At 46.8% G+C, this 16,068-nt stretch carries 12 protein-coding genes; 1 reads left to right on the forward strand and 11 read right to left on the reverse strand.

Going from position 1 to position 16,068, the window contains the following annotated elements; translation table 11 throughout:
* Nucleotides 1–19 precede the first annotated feature (19 nt).
* The 8 genes from ANCC_RS10245 to ANCC_RS10280 form a co-directional block, all read right to left on the reverse strand.
* Complete coding sequence (locus ANCC_RS10245; RefSeq protein ID WP_006566694.1) at nt 20–517, reverse strand: ABC transporter substrate-binding protein; 498 nt, start codon at nt 515–517, stop codon at nt 20–22.
* The gene (locus ANCC_RS10250) at nt 514–4,428 is read right to left on the reverse strand and encodes a PAS domain-containing hybrid sensor histidine kinase/response regulator (protein ID WP_022260779.1); all 3,915 of its coding nucleotides are present in this window, start codon (nt 4,426–4,428) and stop codon (nt 514–516) included. The genes ANCC_RS10245 and ANCC_RS10250 overlap by 4 nt, the downstream gene beginning before the upstream one ends.
* A gap of 207 nt (nt 4,429–4,635) precedes the next feature.
* Complete coding sequence (locus ANCC_RS10255; RefSeq protein ID WP_006566692.1) at nt 4,636–5,097, reverse strand: C40 family peptidase; 462 nt, start codon at nt 5,095–5,097, stop codon at nt 4,636–4,638.
* 120 nt (nt 5,098–5,217) lie between these two features.
* Complete coding sequence (locus tag ANCC_RS10260; RefSeq protein ID WP_182483081.1) at nt 5,218–7,260, reverse strand: transglutaminase-like domain-containing protein; 2,043 nt, start codon at nt 7,258–7,260, stop codon at nt 5,218–5,220.
* Between the two features lie 25 nt (nt 7,261–7,285).
* A complete protein-coding gene (locus ANCC_RS10265; protein ID WP_006566690.1) occupies nt 7,286–8,278 on the reverse strand; it encodes a DUF58 domain-containing protein in 993 nt (330 codons plus the stop codon).
* 9 nt (nt 8,279–8,287) lie between these two features.
* The gene (locus tag ANCC_RS10270; protein WP_006566689.1) at nt 8,288–9,220 is read right to left on the reverse strand and encodes an AAA family ATPase; all 933 of its coding nucleotides are present in this window, start codon (nt 9,218–9,220) and stop codon (nt 8,288–8,290) included.
* Between the two features lie 10 nt (nt 9,221–9,230).
* Nucleotides 9,231–10,715: a Na+/H+ antiporter NhaC family protein gene (locus ANCC_RS10275; protein WP_006566688.1), complete on the reverse strand. Its 1,485-nt coding sequence runs from the start codon at nt 10,713–10,715 to the stop codon at nt 9,231–9,233.
* Nucleotides 10,716–10,727: 12 nt separating this feature from the next.
* Nucleotides 10,728–13,016: a hydratase gene (locus ANCC_RS10280; protein WP_006566687.1), complete on the reverse strand. Its 2,289-nt coding sequence runs from the start codon at nt 13,014–13,016 to the stop codon at nt 10,728–10,730.
* 171 nt (nt 13,017–13,187) lie between these two features.
* Between ANCC_RS10280 and ANCC_RS10285 the strand changes: the two genes are divergently transcribed.
* Nucleotides 13,188–13,718 (forward strand): ECF transporter S component, encoded by a 531-nt coding sequence (locus ANCC_RS10285; protein WP_006566686.1) that lies wholly within the window; start codon nt 13,188–13,190, stop codon nt 13,716–13,718.
* A gap of 78 nt (nt 13,719–13,796) precedes the next feature.
* Here ANCC_RS10285 and thiD read toward each other — a convergent pair whose 3' ends face one another.
* The 3 genes from thiD to thiM are packed head-to-tail and all read right to left on the reverse strand — an operon-like array spanning nt 13,797 to nt 16,022.
* Nucleotides 13,797–14,579, reverse strand: coding sequence for a bifunctional hydroxymethylpyrimidine kinase/phosphomethylpyrimidine kinase (thiD, locus tag ANCC_RS10290; RefSeq protein ID WP_006566685.1), 783 nt, complete (start codon nt 14,577–14,579; stop codon nt 13,797–13,799).
* The gene (gene thiE / locus ANCC_RS10295; RefSeq protein WP_006566684.1) at nt 14,576–15,196 is read right to left on the reverse strand and encodes a thiamine phosphate synthase; all 621 of its coding nucleotides are present in this window, start codon (nt 15,194–15,196) and stop codon (nt 14,576–14,578) included. Before thiE ends, thiD begins: the two co-directional genes overlap by 4 nt.
* Before the next feature lie 4 nt (nt 15,197–15,200).
* A complete protein-coding gene (thiM, locus tag ANCC_RS10300) occupies nt 15,201–16,022 on the reverse strand; it encodes a hydroxyethylthiazole kinase (protein WP_006566683.1) in 822 nt (273 codons plus the stop codon).
* Nucleotides 16,023–16,068: the final 46 nt, after the last annotated feature.

The following is a 16,068-nucleotide window of genomic DNA, read 5'->3' on the forward strand; positions in this document are numbered from 1 at the left end:
CAATCTTTTTCTTACGGAATTATTCAAGATCCGATACTAGCTCCCGATTATTTTTTGGCAGACTAAGACCTGCTTCCTCAAATAAGGTCTTATTGATCACATAGCAATTATACTGTCCCGGCATAGGCAGGTAATAAAGCCTTTCATTTACTGTCAGATTTTTCAGCATAGTGCTCTCATAACGGTCACTGAATTCATATCCGTCCAGAGGAAGCACATCCGCTGAGCTCTCCTCATCTGCCGGCTGGGTGGAGACAACCAAATCCGGGCCATGTCCGGCTTTTAACCGCCGTTTGATCGTAGTGCTCAGCGGACTGGAAGCCATATGTTCCCACTGCAGATCTACATCAGGAAGTTTACTTTCCACATATTTTTCAAAATTATTTAACTTTTGATTATAGACAAGTGTCACTACTGTCTTCTTTTTGCTCTCATTGCTTTTCTTTAAACTGCACCCTGTAAATATAGAAGTCAAACATGCTATGCTTAATATGACCGCCAATACTCTTCTTTTCATTTCCTCCGTTTCTGTTCTCCGGAAGTTTCCAGTTCCTTTCCTGATTCATCCAAAACCTTCTGCAGTGTGTTCATAAGTACATTTAAATCGATAGGTTTTGCTATATGGGCATTCATCCCCGCCTGAAATGCGTTCTGAACATCCTCATTAAAAGCATTGGCCGTCATGGCAATAATCGGTATCTCCTCCGCATCCTCCCGCTCCATTCCTCTGATAGCGCGGGCGGCATCATATCCGTTCATCTTAGGCATCTGGATGTCCATGAGAATGGCATCATATGTTTCCGGCTCTGTATCCTGAAATGCCTTTACCGCCTTAGCTCCATCCGTCATGAGCACAGTTTCTGCTCCGCAAAGTCCAAGCAGTTCACAAAGTATTTCTGCATTAATGGCGTTATCCTCGGCCACCAGAAAACAGCAGCCGGAAAATGCCCTTTTCCCGGAAGAAAGGCTGAATGACGGCTCTGCATTCTTTATATAAGAACTGTTTTCTGCCTGTGCCCGGTCAAACTCTAATTCCACTCTAAAAACAGATCCCTCATTGATCCAGCTTTCCACAGAAATTTTTCCACCCATCAGATCAATCAGTCCTTTTGTAATGCTGAGACCAAGCCCTGTCCCCTCAATATGCGCCGCATTTCCGCTGCGGCTGAACGGCTCGAAGATTTTGGAAACAAACTCCTCCGGCATGCCGATCCCTGTATCTCTGACCGTAAAATGGTAACTCACACGCCCGGCTGATCCTTCTGTTTCAACTTCTTCTGCCAGCAGTTCCACCATGCCTCCCTTATTTGTAAATTTTACAGCATTGCTCAGCAAATTAATAAGGATCTGATTGATGCGGAGAGGATCTCCATAAAAATCTTCATGATTCACCCCTTCCGCCCGTATGCTAAGTGTAAGGCCTGCTTCCTCTGCCTGAGATAAAATCATAACAGAAAGCTGATCCAACAGTTTAGGAATAGATACCTTCGAGAGATTCAAAGTGATCTGTGCCCTCTCAATTTTGCTCATATCCAGAATATCGTTGATCAGGCTGAGCAGGTGCCTTGAAGACACTTCTATCTTATCCAGATATCCGGCCACCCGTTCATCGTCACCAAGATAGGCGGATGCCAGTGTTGTCATCCCCATAATCGCATTCATAGGGGTCCGGATATCATGGCTCATAGCAGAGAGAAAATCACTCTTTGCTTTATTGGCTTCTTCTGCCGATGCGAGCGCATGTTCCAACCGTTTTTTCGCCTGTCTCTCCGCAGTCAGCATTTCCGTCACATCCGCCCTCACCAGGCAGAGTGTCCTATGATTTACGTCTCCCCACAGGACATTGATCTGCTTAAAACGTTCCCCGTTATCTCCTTCATAGGAGAACAGAAAATCATAACCGTTAGGCTTCTCTCTGAGGCGCTCCGTCATTGTCTCAATCCTAAACTGTGTCCGTGCTTCTTCCTTATGTTCTGAAGTACCGTGGTGCTCAACAAATTTAAGAATTGTCCTGTCGTAGTTTTCTACATAATGGGGCTGTAAATTGTCAAGTACGCTCTCCCTCGTATATAATGTCAGGCTTCTGCTGCTTAAATTAATGAACGCAGCCAATTCAAATGTATACGCAATCATATGGAGCAGTCCCTGCTGCTCCCGGATGGAGTCTGTGATATCGCTTCTGGACAGGCAGACCCTGCCAAGTCTCAGATCGACGGCTGAAACTGTCATGTTTTTTGTTCTGATATCCCCTTTATCATCCGAGATGCAAAAGGCAAATGTATACGGCCCGTCTTTTTGAAGCCTGCTCATCATTTTTTCCGGTTCCAGCCCGTTCTTATACTGCTCCCGGTCTCTTGGGACAACCCTTGACCGCAGCATATAGGCGGTCCATTCGGAATGTCTGCCCCTATGCGGCGGAACACAGAATGCATTCTCACTGCAGGAAAGCAATTTATAACGGTCTGCGGTCAGATCAACATCGACAACAAAATCACATCCTGTCACTGACAGCTGCCTGAGGATCAGATCCGAAATCTTCCGCTCGGTGATATCCGTTACCGTCAGAATCCCTGTGATATCTCCGCTGTCAGGCGCTGCTACCATATTCATATTAAATTGTACATATCTGCCCCTCTGATCCTTCGGCAGGCGGACAAAGCACTCAAGCTTCCGCTCTAAGTCTCCCCGCTCAAAGGCCTTTAGAGACGGCTCATTTAAAAATGTCTCCCGGAATGTTTTCCGTTCTTTCTCATCCGTCACCAGACTTGAAAGGCCCATAAAAAAACATTCTCTGTCGTCACTGAAGGTTTCCATCAGATCCGAACCGGTATAATCTAAAATATCGAGAATCCTGCTCTTCGTGACATTGCAGTGCCCCACGACCAGTGCATCGGGACCGGGAGTCCGGTAATGCTTCAGAAGCAGGTCTTTATACTGATTCCTGATCCTCTCCTGCTCTCTCACCGTCTGTGTGATATCCTTAACATACTGCACATAGGCGGGAATTCCATTCCAAACTGTTTTGTGGCAGCGGGCGCTGTACACCCTGTCTGAGCCGGGAATCTTTATCTCATGTTCTTCGCTTCCGGGTTCATATTGTATAATGTTGCAGTATTCACAAGGACTGTCTTTACCGTGGAGGACTTTAAAACATTTTTGACCGGTACATTCCTTTTTTTCCATAAAAAGATTTAAAGATTCATTTGCATAGAGCAGTTCAAAGTTCGATCTGTCAATCACATAGATGCCGTCGGCCGTTTCATTAGCAATCTCCTGAAACAGCCTGGCCTCAGCAGACATTCCGGTAAACACGGCATAAAATCTCATCTTCTCCGCCAAAGGCCCCATGCGCCGGCCATTTAAATGAATCCAGATCAGATTTCCATCTTTATGATACATCCGATATGAGACGTCCAGCACTTCCCCGCTTATAAGAGCAGTTTTTGCGGCTTCCAGCACTCTCTTCCTGTCTGGCTCATAAATAACATCAAATGCATTGCGCCGGACCATTGCTTCAAATTCCATCCGTGTATGGCCTGAAATCATCATCACACCGTCAGAATAAAACTCGGGTATGAATCGTTCCCCTTCCACCCGATAGCTGGCAATCCCTCCCGGTATAGAGTTAATCAGATGTTCCTTCTCCAGCTGAGCTTCTTTAAGATCGGTAATATTATGAAATACACAGAGCACAAGCGGGCACCCATCTTCTTCTCCAATCCACTTCATTTGTACATGGACCCAGACAATCTGCCCATTCCGGTGCTTTTTGCGGAATTCAAATTCTGAAGTTCCTTTTGTCTGAACCACTTCCCCTGCCTTGGAGATGATCATTTCTCTGTCTTCACGGCAGGTCATCTCAACAGCGTCCCTTTTGATCAGCTCCCTGTATTCTAAAGCTGAATATCCGGATAACTCCGATACACCGTCCGAAAAATATACGGTCTCAAAGAAATCAGATACTTTGTAGATCGCCACGCCTCCGGGAATCAAATTTATAATATCCTGCATCTGTTCATTGGAACGGACCAATTCCTCTTTCAGCTGTATCTGTTCACTCACATCTCTGTAAACAGCATAAAAGAGCACGCTGCCATCTTCACCGTGCTCTGCGGACCCATCGATATGGACCCACCGGTATCTTCCCTGATTGTCATTAAAAATACGGCAGGTATGTGATAATGCCGTGCCCTTACGCAATAATCTGTTTACTTTTTCCTTCACTTCCGGAAGGTCTTCCCTGTGTATTCCCTGAAATGCCGTCTCCCGGCTTATTTCCCCGGTATACTCCTCAAAACAGCCTAATGTTTCATAGAATGAGGAGTTGCGGAACACCGGATAAATCCGACCTTCTTTATACAAATACACACACACTCCGCCTGGAATCATCTCCAGGGCCTCCTGGACCTCACGCCTTATCTTCTCCATCCACAGCACCGCCTTTGTTACTGCTTTCCACATTGGACAGGAATAAAAATTCTTATCCCGGCACCAACTCTGTCCATATATATATTAATTAATTTTACCATACAAGGTATAAAAGTGCAATGATCACACACGGATCAAGGGCGAAACAAAAAAACTGCTGTATCAGTAGTATAAATACTAATACAACAGTTTTATGTTTATGTATACTTATTTAAAAATTCTTCTTACTGCGACGATCTTTCTGTATTTTGCATTCTTGGAGATCTTGATTCCCCCTCTGGGATACGGTGCAGAGTTGCTTGCGTGGACAATTTTATTTTTTCCCATATAAATTGCTACGTGTCCGCTGTAACAGATGATGTCTCCCGGCTTCGCCTTCTTGATTCCGCCTTTTACTTTCTTTCCTACTTTTCTCATTCCGTAAGAAGAGTGCGGAAGTCTTTTTCCGAATTTTCTGTAAACAGACATTACATATCCGGAACAGTCGGCTCCTCTCGTCAAACTGGTTCCGCCATATCTATATTTATTACCGACAAAGCGTTTTGCATAATTCACAACTTTCTGCCCTTTATTGGAAGCAGCTTCTGTCTCTCTTGTTCCGCCGATCGCTGAACATCCCACTACAGTGAGCATTATGACTACCATTGCTTTTACTACCAAACGTTTCATGTGTTCTCCTAATCAATCAATACAAATACTACAATAATGTTTCATGTATTTCTTTCACTGTTGCTATTGTAGCTTATATGTAATAAAACTGTCAAGAGTTTTTTAACATTTGTGTAACAATTATATTTTTTTCTTTAATATATCGACAAATCTCTTCACATATCTTAGTTCTTCGTCAGTGATTTCATGCTGGCTGAATCTGCCTTTTTCCGAGATTTTACGCACTTTTTCGAGAGTCAGGACATATTTTTCGTCCAGCTTCTTGCCTTCTGTCAGAGAATTTATTAAATTTTGATAAACTATGACTTTCTCCTTGTTCGTGCTCTTTCTCCAGTTTCTGTACCGGATAATTTCTGCCGTAATCTTAACAATTGTAACAATTACGAAAAAAGATAAGAGCAGTGCAGCCAGGCTCTGAAGAACCAGATTTTTTTTCAAAAAGGAATCCTTCCCGTGTTCTGTGTATGATGCATCCCTCTCTGTCTGATCCTGTTCGGACAGCAGATTCCGGGTATTGGTCACTTCCACCGGAACCCACCCCACATTCTCTACGTATATTTCGGGCCATGCGTGAGCATAAAAATCCGTAACCTGGGCCGTATGATCCCTCTTAAACTTCCTTTCATCAATCCGATATCCCTCCACATATCTGGAAGGAATCCCCGCAGAACGGAACATCATGACCGCAGCGGAGGCATACTGCGTACAGTAGCCTTTTTTATTCTCATTCAGAAAATACCAGATGGGATCTTTCCCCTCCGGGGTAGTTCCGGAGTCGCTTGTATACTGATAGTTCTCTCTCAAAAGTGTCTGAATCATCCCGGTCTTTTTCCTCATGGAGACCACCTGCAGCAGTTCCGGAAATTTCTTTGTAAGCTTCTTCTTTAAATCTCCGGGAACCTTCAAATATTGGCTCCTGACATATTGATTGTAGGAATCCATCGCCTCAAAATATTCCCTTTCCAAAGTTACATCCCCGGTCTGTCCGTCCAGAAGGGCATCGGTGATCCTCCCGTCTGCCTTCAGGATATTGTCTAAGGATACAGGATAGTATGTAAGCGTTTCCTTTTCCCTCTTTCCGTTCCTTTTTATATTGTAATCTCCGTAGTATCTCCCCTTTTCCGGAGAAATACTGCTGAAATAAGGCCAAAGATAATATTCATCCGTAAATTTCTGATAGCGGATCTCTGCATTTTCCGTTTTTTTCTGAAGACCGGTATCTAAAAGTTCAAGGCTGAGCTCAGGAATCTTCAGATCAAAAAACTGGTAGGGCAGATCCAGGCTGTTCTCTCCCAGAATCACCTTTGCGTCTTTCTTTTCCTTTTTCCACATTCCTTTTTCATAAACACCGCTTGTGAATCCCTTCAGATACAGCGTCTCCGGTTTTGAAAGCTTTACTTGAAACAGCTTCGTTCCCCTGGGTGCCACGGAACCGATCTTTCCGATATCGCCGCTTCCGATCCCTCCTGCCACCTGATAATCTTTGCCCTGTGACAGCGTCCTTACAAGTTCCAGTGCCGTCTCCTTCACCGGATTGCTTTCTGCAGGCTCTCCGGCAGTTCCGGATACTGCGACAGCCCCCAGAAGAAGGCATACGGATATGACCGATGCGCTGAATGTCTTTTTGCGTGTCCAAAGGACATAGCCAGTCAATCCGCATAAAAACAGCAGAAACGGTCCCGTGATAGAGTACGGAGTCAGGATCAGCAGACAGGCTTCGACGGCAGATACCACTGCCGCAAAGATCTTCGTCTTCTTCGTCAGATAATGAAATACCACACTGCCCAGCAGGAATAAAAGCAGGATAAAGAGGATACTGTCCCGCCGCGTATACTCAGGCCGGATATCCACGTAATAATAAAATCCCATATCAAACACTTGATTTACTGCATCGGCCATCCGGTTGCTGATCACCTGAAATCCATTGGCAAGAGCGCTCCTTAAAAAAAATGCAGCCGCTACCGCAAAGCCGACTGCGCCGAAGACGGCTTTCGGATACCTTTCTAACAAAACGCAGAGCACTGTCAGGATCGCCACACCGGCACAAAGCAGATAATATTGAAAGGCTCTCGTAAAAAACCCGACAAACACACTGTCTGTCAAGCCAAGAAATATCATGCTCAGAAATATATATTTCATATATGGTTGAATTTTTTCCTTCATATAAAAAGACCCCTTGCAGTCTGATTTAAAATAATTCCAGATCATAGATTCCCTGTTCCAGCCCGCTCCTGTCAACTGTATTCGTCTCCGATTCTGTTTCGACATAAATCAGGTCAGGCTCTGTCTCTCTCATATAAATATGAATTCCCTCATACTCCCTGTTTTCAAAGTTTCCGTCGAAGTCTGAGGCAAACATCTCCCCAAACAATTCTTCATACTGCTGATACCGTTCCAGGTAGTATTCCTTTGTCCCCCAGTAAATTGTCTGAGGCATTCCCTGCTCTAAAAAAAACTTTGAGACAGAGAAAAATACAGCAAAAAAATCATCATATGCCTCTCCCCGCTCCGGAAGACTTAGAAAAATTAAGAGCTTTTCTTCCCTTTCTTCCTCCGTGTCCTTCACCATCAGCAGATTTTTTCCCGCGAGCAGTTTCCAGTGAATCCTGGAGCCTTTGTCTCCGGGCCGGTATTCCTTGAGGCCGTCATACTCATACGGGTCCATGGTCTTTGCCTCCACCGACTGATCTGACATCCGGCCCAGCGGATACGCATCCGGCATGATAAGCACCCCGGCTTTGACTTTTACAAATTTATCTGCCCAAAACAGGCCCGTCATATCCCGCATTTTTATTTTAGCTACCGTTATGTGCACCTCGTCACAGTGGTCAAATTTAAGCGGGATCAAAAAGCCCTCTGACTCCTTCCCGGAATACTCAAATCTCTCCTTTATGACTTTTTTCCGGCCCATGAGCCAGTAGCGCACCTGGTAAGTCACCTCGCACTCTGCGGCATCCAGACACCGGATTCCTTCAAAGATTCCCTTTAAATGAATCTCTTCCTTCCTTGAAGCCGCTTTCCGGTCAAGAGACACTTCAATCTTAAGCTTTGATGTCTTCCTCCGCACGTTCCACCAGGAAAATAACACCAAAACAAATAAGGATGCCAGAAGGCATCCTCCGATGATATTTTGATATAAGATAACATAAATCACGCTTAGGATGATGATTCCAATGATCATGGATGCTCCTTATCTGCTCTCTGGGACAGGGATCTCTTCGGCTATGGACGTAAGAATCTCCCTGACCGTCCTGCGTTTGATCCTCGCCTCTTTGCTTTTCATGACACGGTGGGCGGATGCGGCATAGAAAATCTGCTTAATATCATCCGGTACCATATAATCTCTGTCATCGAGATATGCATTTGCCTTGGCCATCTGAAGAAGAGAGATAGTTCCTCTGGGACTGATCCCCATGCTAAGATCCGGATGATTTCTGGTGGCACATACAAGATCGACAATATACCGGTACAGATCCTCGTGGACATATATCCGCTCCGCCTGCTGTTTCATCAGTATGAGATCCGTCACCTGTATGATCTCTTCCAGAGAATCGATGGCAACATTGACTCTCTCCTGTTTGAGCATCGCCACCTCACTCTCCCGGTCCGGGTATCCCATGGAAATCCGGATCATAAACCGGTCAAGCTGGGCCTCCGGGAGTGAATGGGTCCCCACCGCTCCCAGAGGGTTTTGTGTGGCAATGACCACATATGGATCGGGAAGTTCTCTCGTCACCCCATCTACGGTGATTCTTCCTTCCTCCATGGCTTCAAGGAGAGCCGACTGGGTCTTGGGCGAAGTCCGGTTGATCTCATCTGCCAGGAGAAGGTTGGTGATGGCCGCCCCCTTTTGGTATTCAAAGGATTCACTGCCCTGCTTATAGACAGAAAACCCGGCAATATCCGCAGGCATCACATCCGGCGTAAACTGTATCCTCTGATAATCCAGACCCAGAACCTTAGAAAATGCAATCGCCAGCGTAGTCTTTCCCACACCCGGAATATCCTCGATCAGAATATGGCCGTTGGCCAGGATCGCAGTCATGACCTGCCTTATGATATGATCTTTTCCGATGATCACTTTTCCTATTTCTTCTATTGCTCTTGTGGCCAAATTGCTCATCTTATCACCTCTAAGCCTTCTTTTTTAGATTCCACACGATGGAAGCCATGGCCACAGCCAGGGCTCCGGCCGCAACCGCCAGGCCTAAAAATCCGTTATTCAACGCTCCCGCCGTCAGGTATCCGACTACAGCGCAGACTGCCACAATAAGCGCATAAGGCATTTGTGTTGCAACATGGTCAATATGGCGGCATCCGGCTCCCGCAGAGGCCAGAATCGTTGTATCGGAGATCGGAGAAATGTGGTCTCCGCATACGGCTCCGGACAAAACAGACCCCACCAGCAGCGTCAGCGCAGAAATATCATTCCCCACGACAGCTACGGAGATAGGAATCAGAATTCCAAATGTTCCCCAGGAAGTTCCCGTGGCAAAGGACAGGCCCAGAGCAGCCAGGAAAAACAGGGCCGGAAGCACAGCCGCTGCGGATGTATTTCCGCTGATAATCCCGCTGACAAACTGTCCGATCCTTAAATACTCTTCTCCGCATATGCCGGAAAGAGTCCATGCCAGGCAAAGAATCATGATGGCCGATGTCATCGACTTAAATCCCTGGCTGAAACTCCCGCAGAAATCCACGAAGGCCACGACCTTCCTCGGAATATACAGAAGAAATGTAAAGATCAGCGTTGAAAAGGACCCCAATACAAGACTTCTTCCGCTGCTGCATTCGGACAATGCCGTTATAATATCTTTTCCCTCAAAAAATCCTCCGGTATAAAGCATAAATCCAATACAGGAAGCAATCAGAAACAGAATCGGAAGGATCAGGTCCTTTACCTGTCCTTTTCCGACGACCGGAACATCTGCCTCATGCTTTTGATCGTGTGTCTCATTCCCTTTCTCCTCCTCATACCGCTTCATCTTAGAAAAATCAGCATTCAGGATCATTAAAAATATAAGGAATACAAGTGTCAGCAGTGCATAGTAATTAAACGGAATTGCCTTTACGAACAGGGAAAATCCGTCGATATTGCTGCCCGAAGGCAGGGAAGATCCCACCGCAGCGGCCCAGCTGGAAATCGGTGCGATAATACAGATAGGAGCCGCGGTGGCATCGATCACATAGGCAAGCTTTGCCCTGGTGATCTTATATTTGTCTGTGATAGGCTTCATGACGGTTCCCACTGTCAGACAGTTAAAGTAATCGTCCACAAAAATAACCGTCCCCAGAAGAGAGGTTGCAAACATAGCCTGTCTCTTTGATTTGATTGCCTTCAGCGCCCATTTTCCGTATGCCCTGGAGGCACCTGATTTTGTAATCAGGGCCACCAGGATACCGAGCATCACGAGAAAGATCAGGATATCACAGTTGCTCCCGATCTTTCCGGTCATGATTTCAAATATGGTATTCATCGCTTCCACAGGCTGAAAATGTTCAAACATCAAAGCCCCGGAGGCGATCCCCACCATCAGGGAAAGGTAAACTTCTTTTGTGATCAATGCCAGTCCAATGGCAATGACAGGCGGTATCAGCGCCCAAATAGTTCCGACCATTTATACTGCTCCTCAGTTCTCCTCTTTATAGTAATTGATCAGGCATCCCTTCAGGATGATCTCTCTTTCGTCATCGGTGAGTTCCCCCAGAGTCAGAGCAAACTCCCTGAGTCCTCCGTCTTCCACAACAAAAGCCCTGATCCTGCTGTCTTTGTTCTCTACTGCCTTTCTGATACCAGGCAGGAATAAGAAGTCTTTATTCTTAAACGGAAGTTCTCCTTCTTCGATCGTAAGCGGCAACATGCCCCAGTTGATCAGATTGGAACGGTAGCGCTTTGTTGCATATCCGTTGGCGATATTCGCCCATCCTCCCAGGACTTTCTGGCAGGAAGCCGCCTGTTCTCTGGCAGAGCCGTCACCGGGCTTCACTGCAAATATCGTGCTTCCGACGCCGATATTTCCTTCGCCGGCTTCCGGATACTTCGTATGAACCGCTTCCATCACAGATTTTAATTCTTCCACGGCATCCAGAGGACAGTTCCCCGCCTCTATGGCTTTCTGTGCTTTCTGGATCTCCTTTGCGAGTCCCACATAGGCCGGATCTTTCCTGGACAGTGTAAACTCTGCGAGTCCGAGTGGATTAGAGCGGTAAGAAGAAGTCTCCCCTGACGGGATCAGTTCATCCGTGGTTGTCACTGGGTCATGGATCTCAGACACGACCTTCAATACCAGATTCTCCGGAAGTGCAGACATCTCCGGCCAGTCCTTGATGTTCGGCCCGAACTGTACTTCCACGGAAGGATCTGCCACACCTTTGCTGTCAAAGACACGGTTTTCGTAGATCGTCTTGTCAAAGAAATACTTCGGCACGCTGAAGTCTGTATCAATGTCTGTCGCCGGAGTCAGGTAACCTTTGTTTGCCGCAGTGGCTGCGATCGATCTTGCATCCATCAGTGCAACTGATGCGATCTGTCCGCTCTGCAGCTTGGAGCCTTCTCTGTTCGGGAAGTTTCTTGTAGAGTGGCGGATACTGAACGCATTGTTGGCCGGTGTATCCCCTGCTCCAAAACACGGTCCGCAGAAGGCCGTCTTCACAACTGCGCCTGTAGCCATCAGGTCTGCCACTGCCCCGTTCTTTACAAGTTCCATGAATACAGGCGTACTTGCCGGGTAAACGCTCAGGGTGAATTCATCGGAGCCGATGCTGGCACCCTTTAAGATATTGGCTGCCTCACAGATATTCTCATATCCGCCTCCTGCACATCCAGCGATGATCCCCTGATCCACATACAGCTTTCCGTCTTTGATCTTATCCTGAAGAGAGTAGTCTACGGCTCCGTCAAGGCTGACCAAAGCACGTTTTTCAACTTCTGCCAGGACATCCTTAAGATTTGCATTGACTTCTTCTATTGTATAGGTGTTGCTCGGGTGGAACGGCATGGCGATCATCGGCTTGATCTTTGACAGATCCACTTCCACCATTCCGTCGTAGTATGCGACTGCTCCCGGATTTAATTCTTTGTAATCTTTTTCTCTTCCGTGTATCTCGTAAAATTCTTTGATCGTGTCATCGGTCTTCCATATAGAAGAAAGACAGGTAGTCTCTGTGGTCATAACGTCGATGCCGATCCGGAAATCGGCAGACAGGTTTGCCACACCCGGTCCTACAAACTCCATCACCTTATTGTTAACATATCCGCATTCAAACACGGCTCCGATAATGGCCAGAGCCACGTCCTGAGGGCCTACCCCTTTTTCAGGTTTCCCGGTGAGGTAAACACCTACCACGGAAGGCATATTAATGTCATAAGTACGGTTCAGAAGCTGTTTTACCAGCTCCGGTCCTCCCTCGCCCATGGCCATTGTTCCCAGTGCTCCGTAGCGGGTATGGCTGTCGGACCCGAGAATCATTTTCCCGCCTCCGGCCAGCATCTCCCTGGCAAACTGGTGGATGACAGCCTGATGAGGAGGCACATACATGCCGCCGTAGCGCTTTGCTGCAGTCAGCCCAAACATGTGGTCATCTTCGTTGATCGTCCCGCCCACGGCACAGAGGCTGTTATGGCAGTTAGTGAGCACATAAGGAACCGAGAATTTCTCGATCCCTGACGCTCTCGCCGTCTGTATGATCCCTACAAATGTAATATCGTGGGAAGTCAATGTATCAAATTTAATCATCAGCTTGTCCATGTTTCCGGATGTATTGTGATCGCTGAGGATTCCATATGCAATGGTATTCTGTCTGGCTTCTTCTTTTGACAGTGCAGACCCTGTAAGCTGTGCTAATTTTTCTGTGTTATCTTCATCTACCAATTCGGTGCCGTTCACTAAATAAGCACCTTTTTCATACAAATTAATCATACTTTCCTCCTGAATCTTTTTAGGAGATTATATCATAAGATCATGTTTTAGGAAAGAAAAACAGTCTGGCACCATCAAAAACATTATAACTGGCATTTTAAAAGATGCCACATATTGTATTAAGATAAATGAAAATAATCGATATGATTTCGCAAGAGGAGGACTGATGTTATGAATCAAACAAAAAAACTTGTATATACTGCTCTGTTTACCGCACTCTGCTGCGTGGGAACCATGGTTATCCAGATTCCCACCCCTGCCACTCACGGATATATCCATCTGGGGGACGCCTTCGTTATTTTGAGCGGTGTGATCTTAGGGAAAAAGTACGGTTCCCTGGCCGCCGGTATCGGCTCCGCCTTTGCCGACATTTTCTCCGGCTATGCTTACTATGCTCCCACGACTTTTATTGTCAAATTCCTAGTAGCATTGACTGCAGCAACCCTTTACAAAATATTGACAAACCACGGAGTTAAAGAACTCATTGCCATGATTCCCTGCGGGCTGGCAGATATCTTTTTTGTGGTAACCGGCTATTTTATTCATTCTTATATCACTGAGGGCGTGGGACCGGCACTTTTAAGCGTTCCTTCCAATGCGGTACAGGGATGCTCCGGCCTGGTCGTCGCAGCGATCCTGCTTCCTATTTTAACTGCGGTTCCTGATATCAAACGCGCAAAATTGTGCATGAATCACGAGTAGACTTTAAAAACTGCTGCTCCATGACTTTATTCGTTTGTCATGAAGCAGCAGTTTTTTGATCTGTTTTAGATAAAAAATCTATTTCAACCGATACATATGATTCAAAGGACCGCTGCCTTTTCCCAGGTCCAGCCCGTCAAGCAGTGCGCCGGTAATATACTCTTTTCCATTCTGAATGCTCGTCTCCATATCACATCCCATTGCCAGATTGGAAGCAATAGCAGATGAGAGCGTACAGCCTGTCCCATGGGTATTTTCATTTTCCACCCTCGTGCCGCGGAACATCTTTTTCTTTCCGTGATAAAAAAGATAATCGTTTGCATCTTCCACCGAGTGTCCGCCTTTCATCAGGATATATCCGTCAAAATATTCTCCGATCTTTGACGCGGCTTCTTCCATATCCTCTTTTGTCCTTATACTGACTCCAGAGAGCACTTCCGCTTCCGGCACATTGGGCGTAATGATATCAGCCAGCGGAAACAGCACCTCCTTTAAGGTCCCGATGGCATCCCCGCTTAACAGCCTGCTGCCGCTGGTAGACACCATAACCGGGTCCAGGACAATATTTTTTGCACCATACTGTTTCAGTTTTCCGGCAATTCCCTCGATTAGTTCTTTTTCCGAAACCATACCGATCTTCACCGCATCCGGATAAATGTCCGTAAAAATACAGTCCAGCTGCTGTTCCAGAAAATCTCTGGATACATGATAGATTCCCGCAACCCCTGTGGTGTTTTGTGCCGTCAGCGCCGCAATGGCCGACATGCCGTACACACCGTGGGCGGCCATGGTTTTTAGATCAGCCTGAATCCCTGCCCCGCCGCTGCAGTCAGATCCCGCAATGGTCAATACTGTCTTCATCGTATTCTCAACTCCTCTGCTTTCTTTCGCAATTCTTCCGTCTCTTTTCTAATGTTCTCGGCTCCGAAAATGGCAGAGACCACTGCGATCCCGTCCACATGGCTGCCTTTCAGTTCCATCATGTTATCCTTTTTGATCCCTCCGATGGCTACGACCGGTATGTTCACTGCATCGCATACCTTTTTTATCTCTTCGAACTCCACCACCCTGGCATCGGTCTTTGTGGGCGTGGCTTTCACGGCTCCAAGGCCCAGATAATCTGCTCCGTCGGCCTGTGCCTTTAATGCCTCTTTTACATTGTGGACCGATACTCCTATGATCTTATCCGGCCCCAGAATATCTCTGGCATTCCGGCATGCCATATCCTCCTGCCCCACATGAACACCGTCTGCTCCGCATTTAAGGGCAATCTCCACCTCGTCATTGATAACAAACGGCACCCCGTACTTCCTGGACAGCTTTGCCATCTCTATTGCTTCCTGTAAGAACGCATCATACTCCAAATCCTTCTCCCTGAGCTGGAGGAATGTTATACCTCCGTCCAGTGCATCTTTCACCTGTTCCATCAATGTCTGCCCGCCTGTCCATGCGGAATCTGTCACCGCATAGAGGGTCATTGCCTCAGATTCTACTCTCAACCTTTGCACCCCTTTCTAATTCCTCTGCCGTCAGGCTGCTCATGGCGTCGATCAGATGCATCCTCAGAGAAGAAGTTCCTTCGCATTTTGTCCTGGCCTTCTCCCCGCAGTATCCCATGGCACACACTGCTGCCGCTGCTGCTTCCAGAACCCTGTCCTGATTGGACCCCACAAATCCGGCGACGACTCCGTCAAGCATACATCCGGTTCCGGTGATCTTTGCCATCATCGGATTGCCGTTTCTTAAAACAAAAACCTTGTGCTCGTCGGCTACTATGTCAATGGCTCCTGTGATCACAATGACTGCACCGGTCTGTGCAGACAGACACTTTGCCATATCCGCTGCTTTCCAAAGGTTTTCTTCCGTCACGGCATCTGCTTCGCTGGCGTCCACACCAAGCGTAGCACCGCTGCCTTCAAATACCGTCTTGATCTCGGAAATATTTCCCCGGATCACGCTGAAGCGAACCTCTCTTAACAGTCTCTTAACAGTCTCCGTTCTCATAGAGGATGCGCCTGCTCCCACCGGATCAAGGATCACCGGATGACCCAGCTCATTGGCTTTCTTCCCTGCCAGCACCATCGCCTCAACGGTCCTCGCGTTCAGCGTCCCGATATTGATCACAAGTGAGGTACAGATACTCGTGATCTCCTCCACCTCACCCTTGTCATCCGCCATGATCGGCGAACCGCCGGATGCCAGCACAATATTGGCCACATCATTGACCGTCACATAGTTTGTCATACAATGGACAAGAGACGGATGCTTTTGTACATTATGTAATATGTCTTTAAACATAAACATTCCTCCTGATCATAATTTTTGAAAAAGCACAGACAAAATCCCTGCG

The organism is Anaerostipes caccae L1-92 (genome assembly GCF_014467075.1).
GTDB lineage: Bacteria > Bacillota > Clostridia > Lachnospirales > Lachnospiraceae > Anaerostipes > Anaerostipes caccae.

Coding starts and splice junctions, on each gene's coding strand:
- ANCC_RS10260 (WP_182483081.1), bottom strand. CDS start 7,260: ATGAAGGAAAAAATTCAACCATATATGAAATATATATTTCTGAGCATG.
- ANCC_RS10245 (WP_006566694.1), bottom strand. CDS start 517: ATGAAAAGAAGAGTATTGGCGGTCATATTAAGCATAGCATGTTTGACT.
- ANCC_RS10265 (WP_006566690.1), bottom strand. CDS start 8,278: ATGATCATTGGAATCATCATCCTAAGCGTGATTTATGTTATCTTATAT.
- ANCC_RS10270 (WP_006566689.1), bottom strand. CDS start 9,220: ATGAGCAATTTGGCCACAAGAGCAATAGAAGAAATAGGAAAAGTGATC.
- ANCC_RS10275 (WP_006566688.1), bottom strand. CDS start 10,715: ATGGTCGGAACTATTTGGGCGCTGATACCGCCTGTCATTGCCATTGGA.
- ANCC_RS10250 (WP_022260779.1), bottom strand. CDS start 4,428: ATGGAGAAGATAAGGCGTGAGGTCCAGGAGGCCCTGGAGATGATTCCA.
- thiE (WP_006566684.1), bottom strand. CDS start 15,196: ATGACCCTCTATGCGGTGACAGATTCCGCATGGACAGGCGGGCAGACA.
- thiM (WP_006566683.1), bottom strand. CDS start 16,022: ATGTTTATGTTTAAAGACATATTACATAATGTACAAAAGCATCCGTCT.
- ANCC_RS10285 (WP_006566686.1), top strand. CDS start 13,188: ATGAATCAAACAAAAAAACTTGTATATACTGCTCTGTTTACCGCACTC.
- thiD (WP_006566685.1), bottom strand. CDS start 14,579: ATGAAGACAGTATTGACCATTGCGGGATCTGACTGCAGCGGCGGGGCA.
- ANCC_RS10280 (WP_006566687.1), bottom strand. CDS start 13,016: ATGATTAATTTGTATGAAAAAGGTGCTTATTTAGTGAACGGCACCGAA.
- ANCC_RS10255 (WP_006566692.1), bottom strand. CDS start 5,097: ATGAAACGTTTGGTAGTAAAAGCAATGGTAGTCATAATGCTCACTGTA.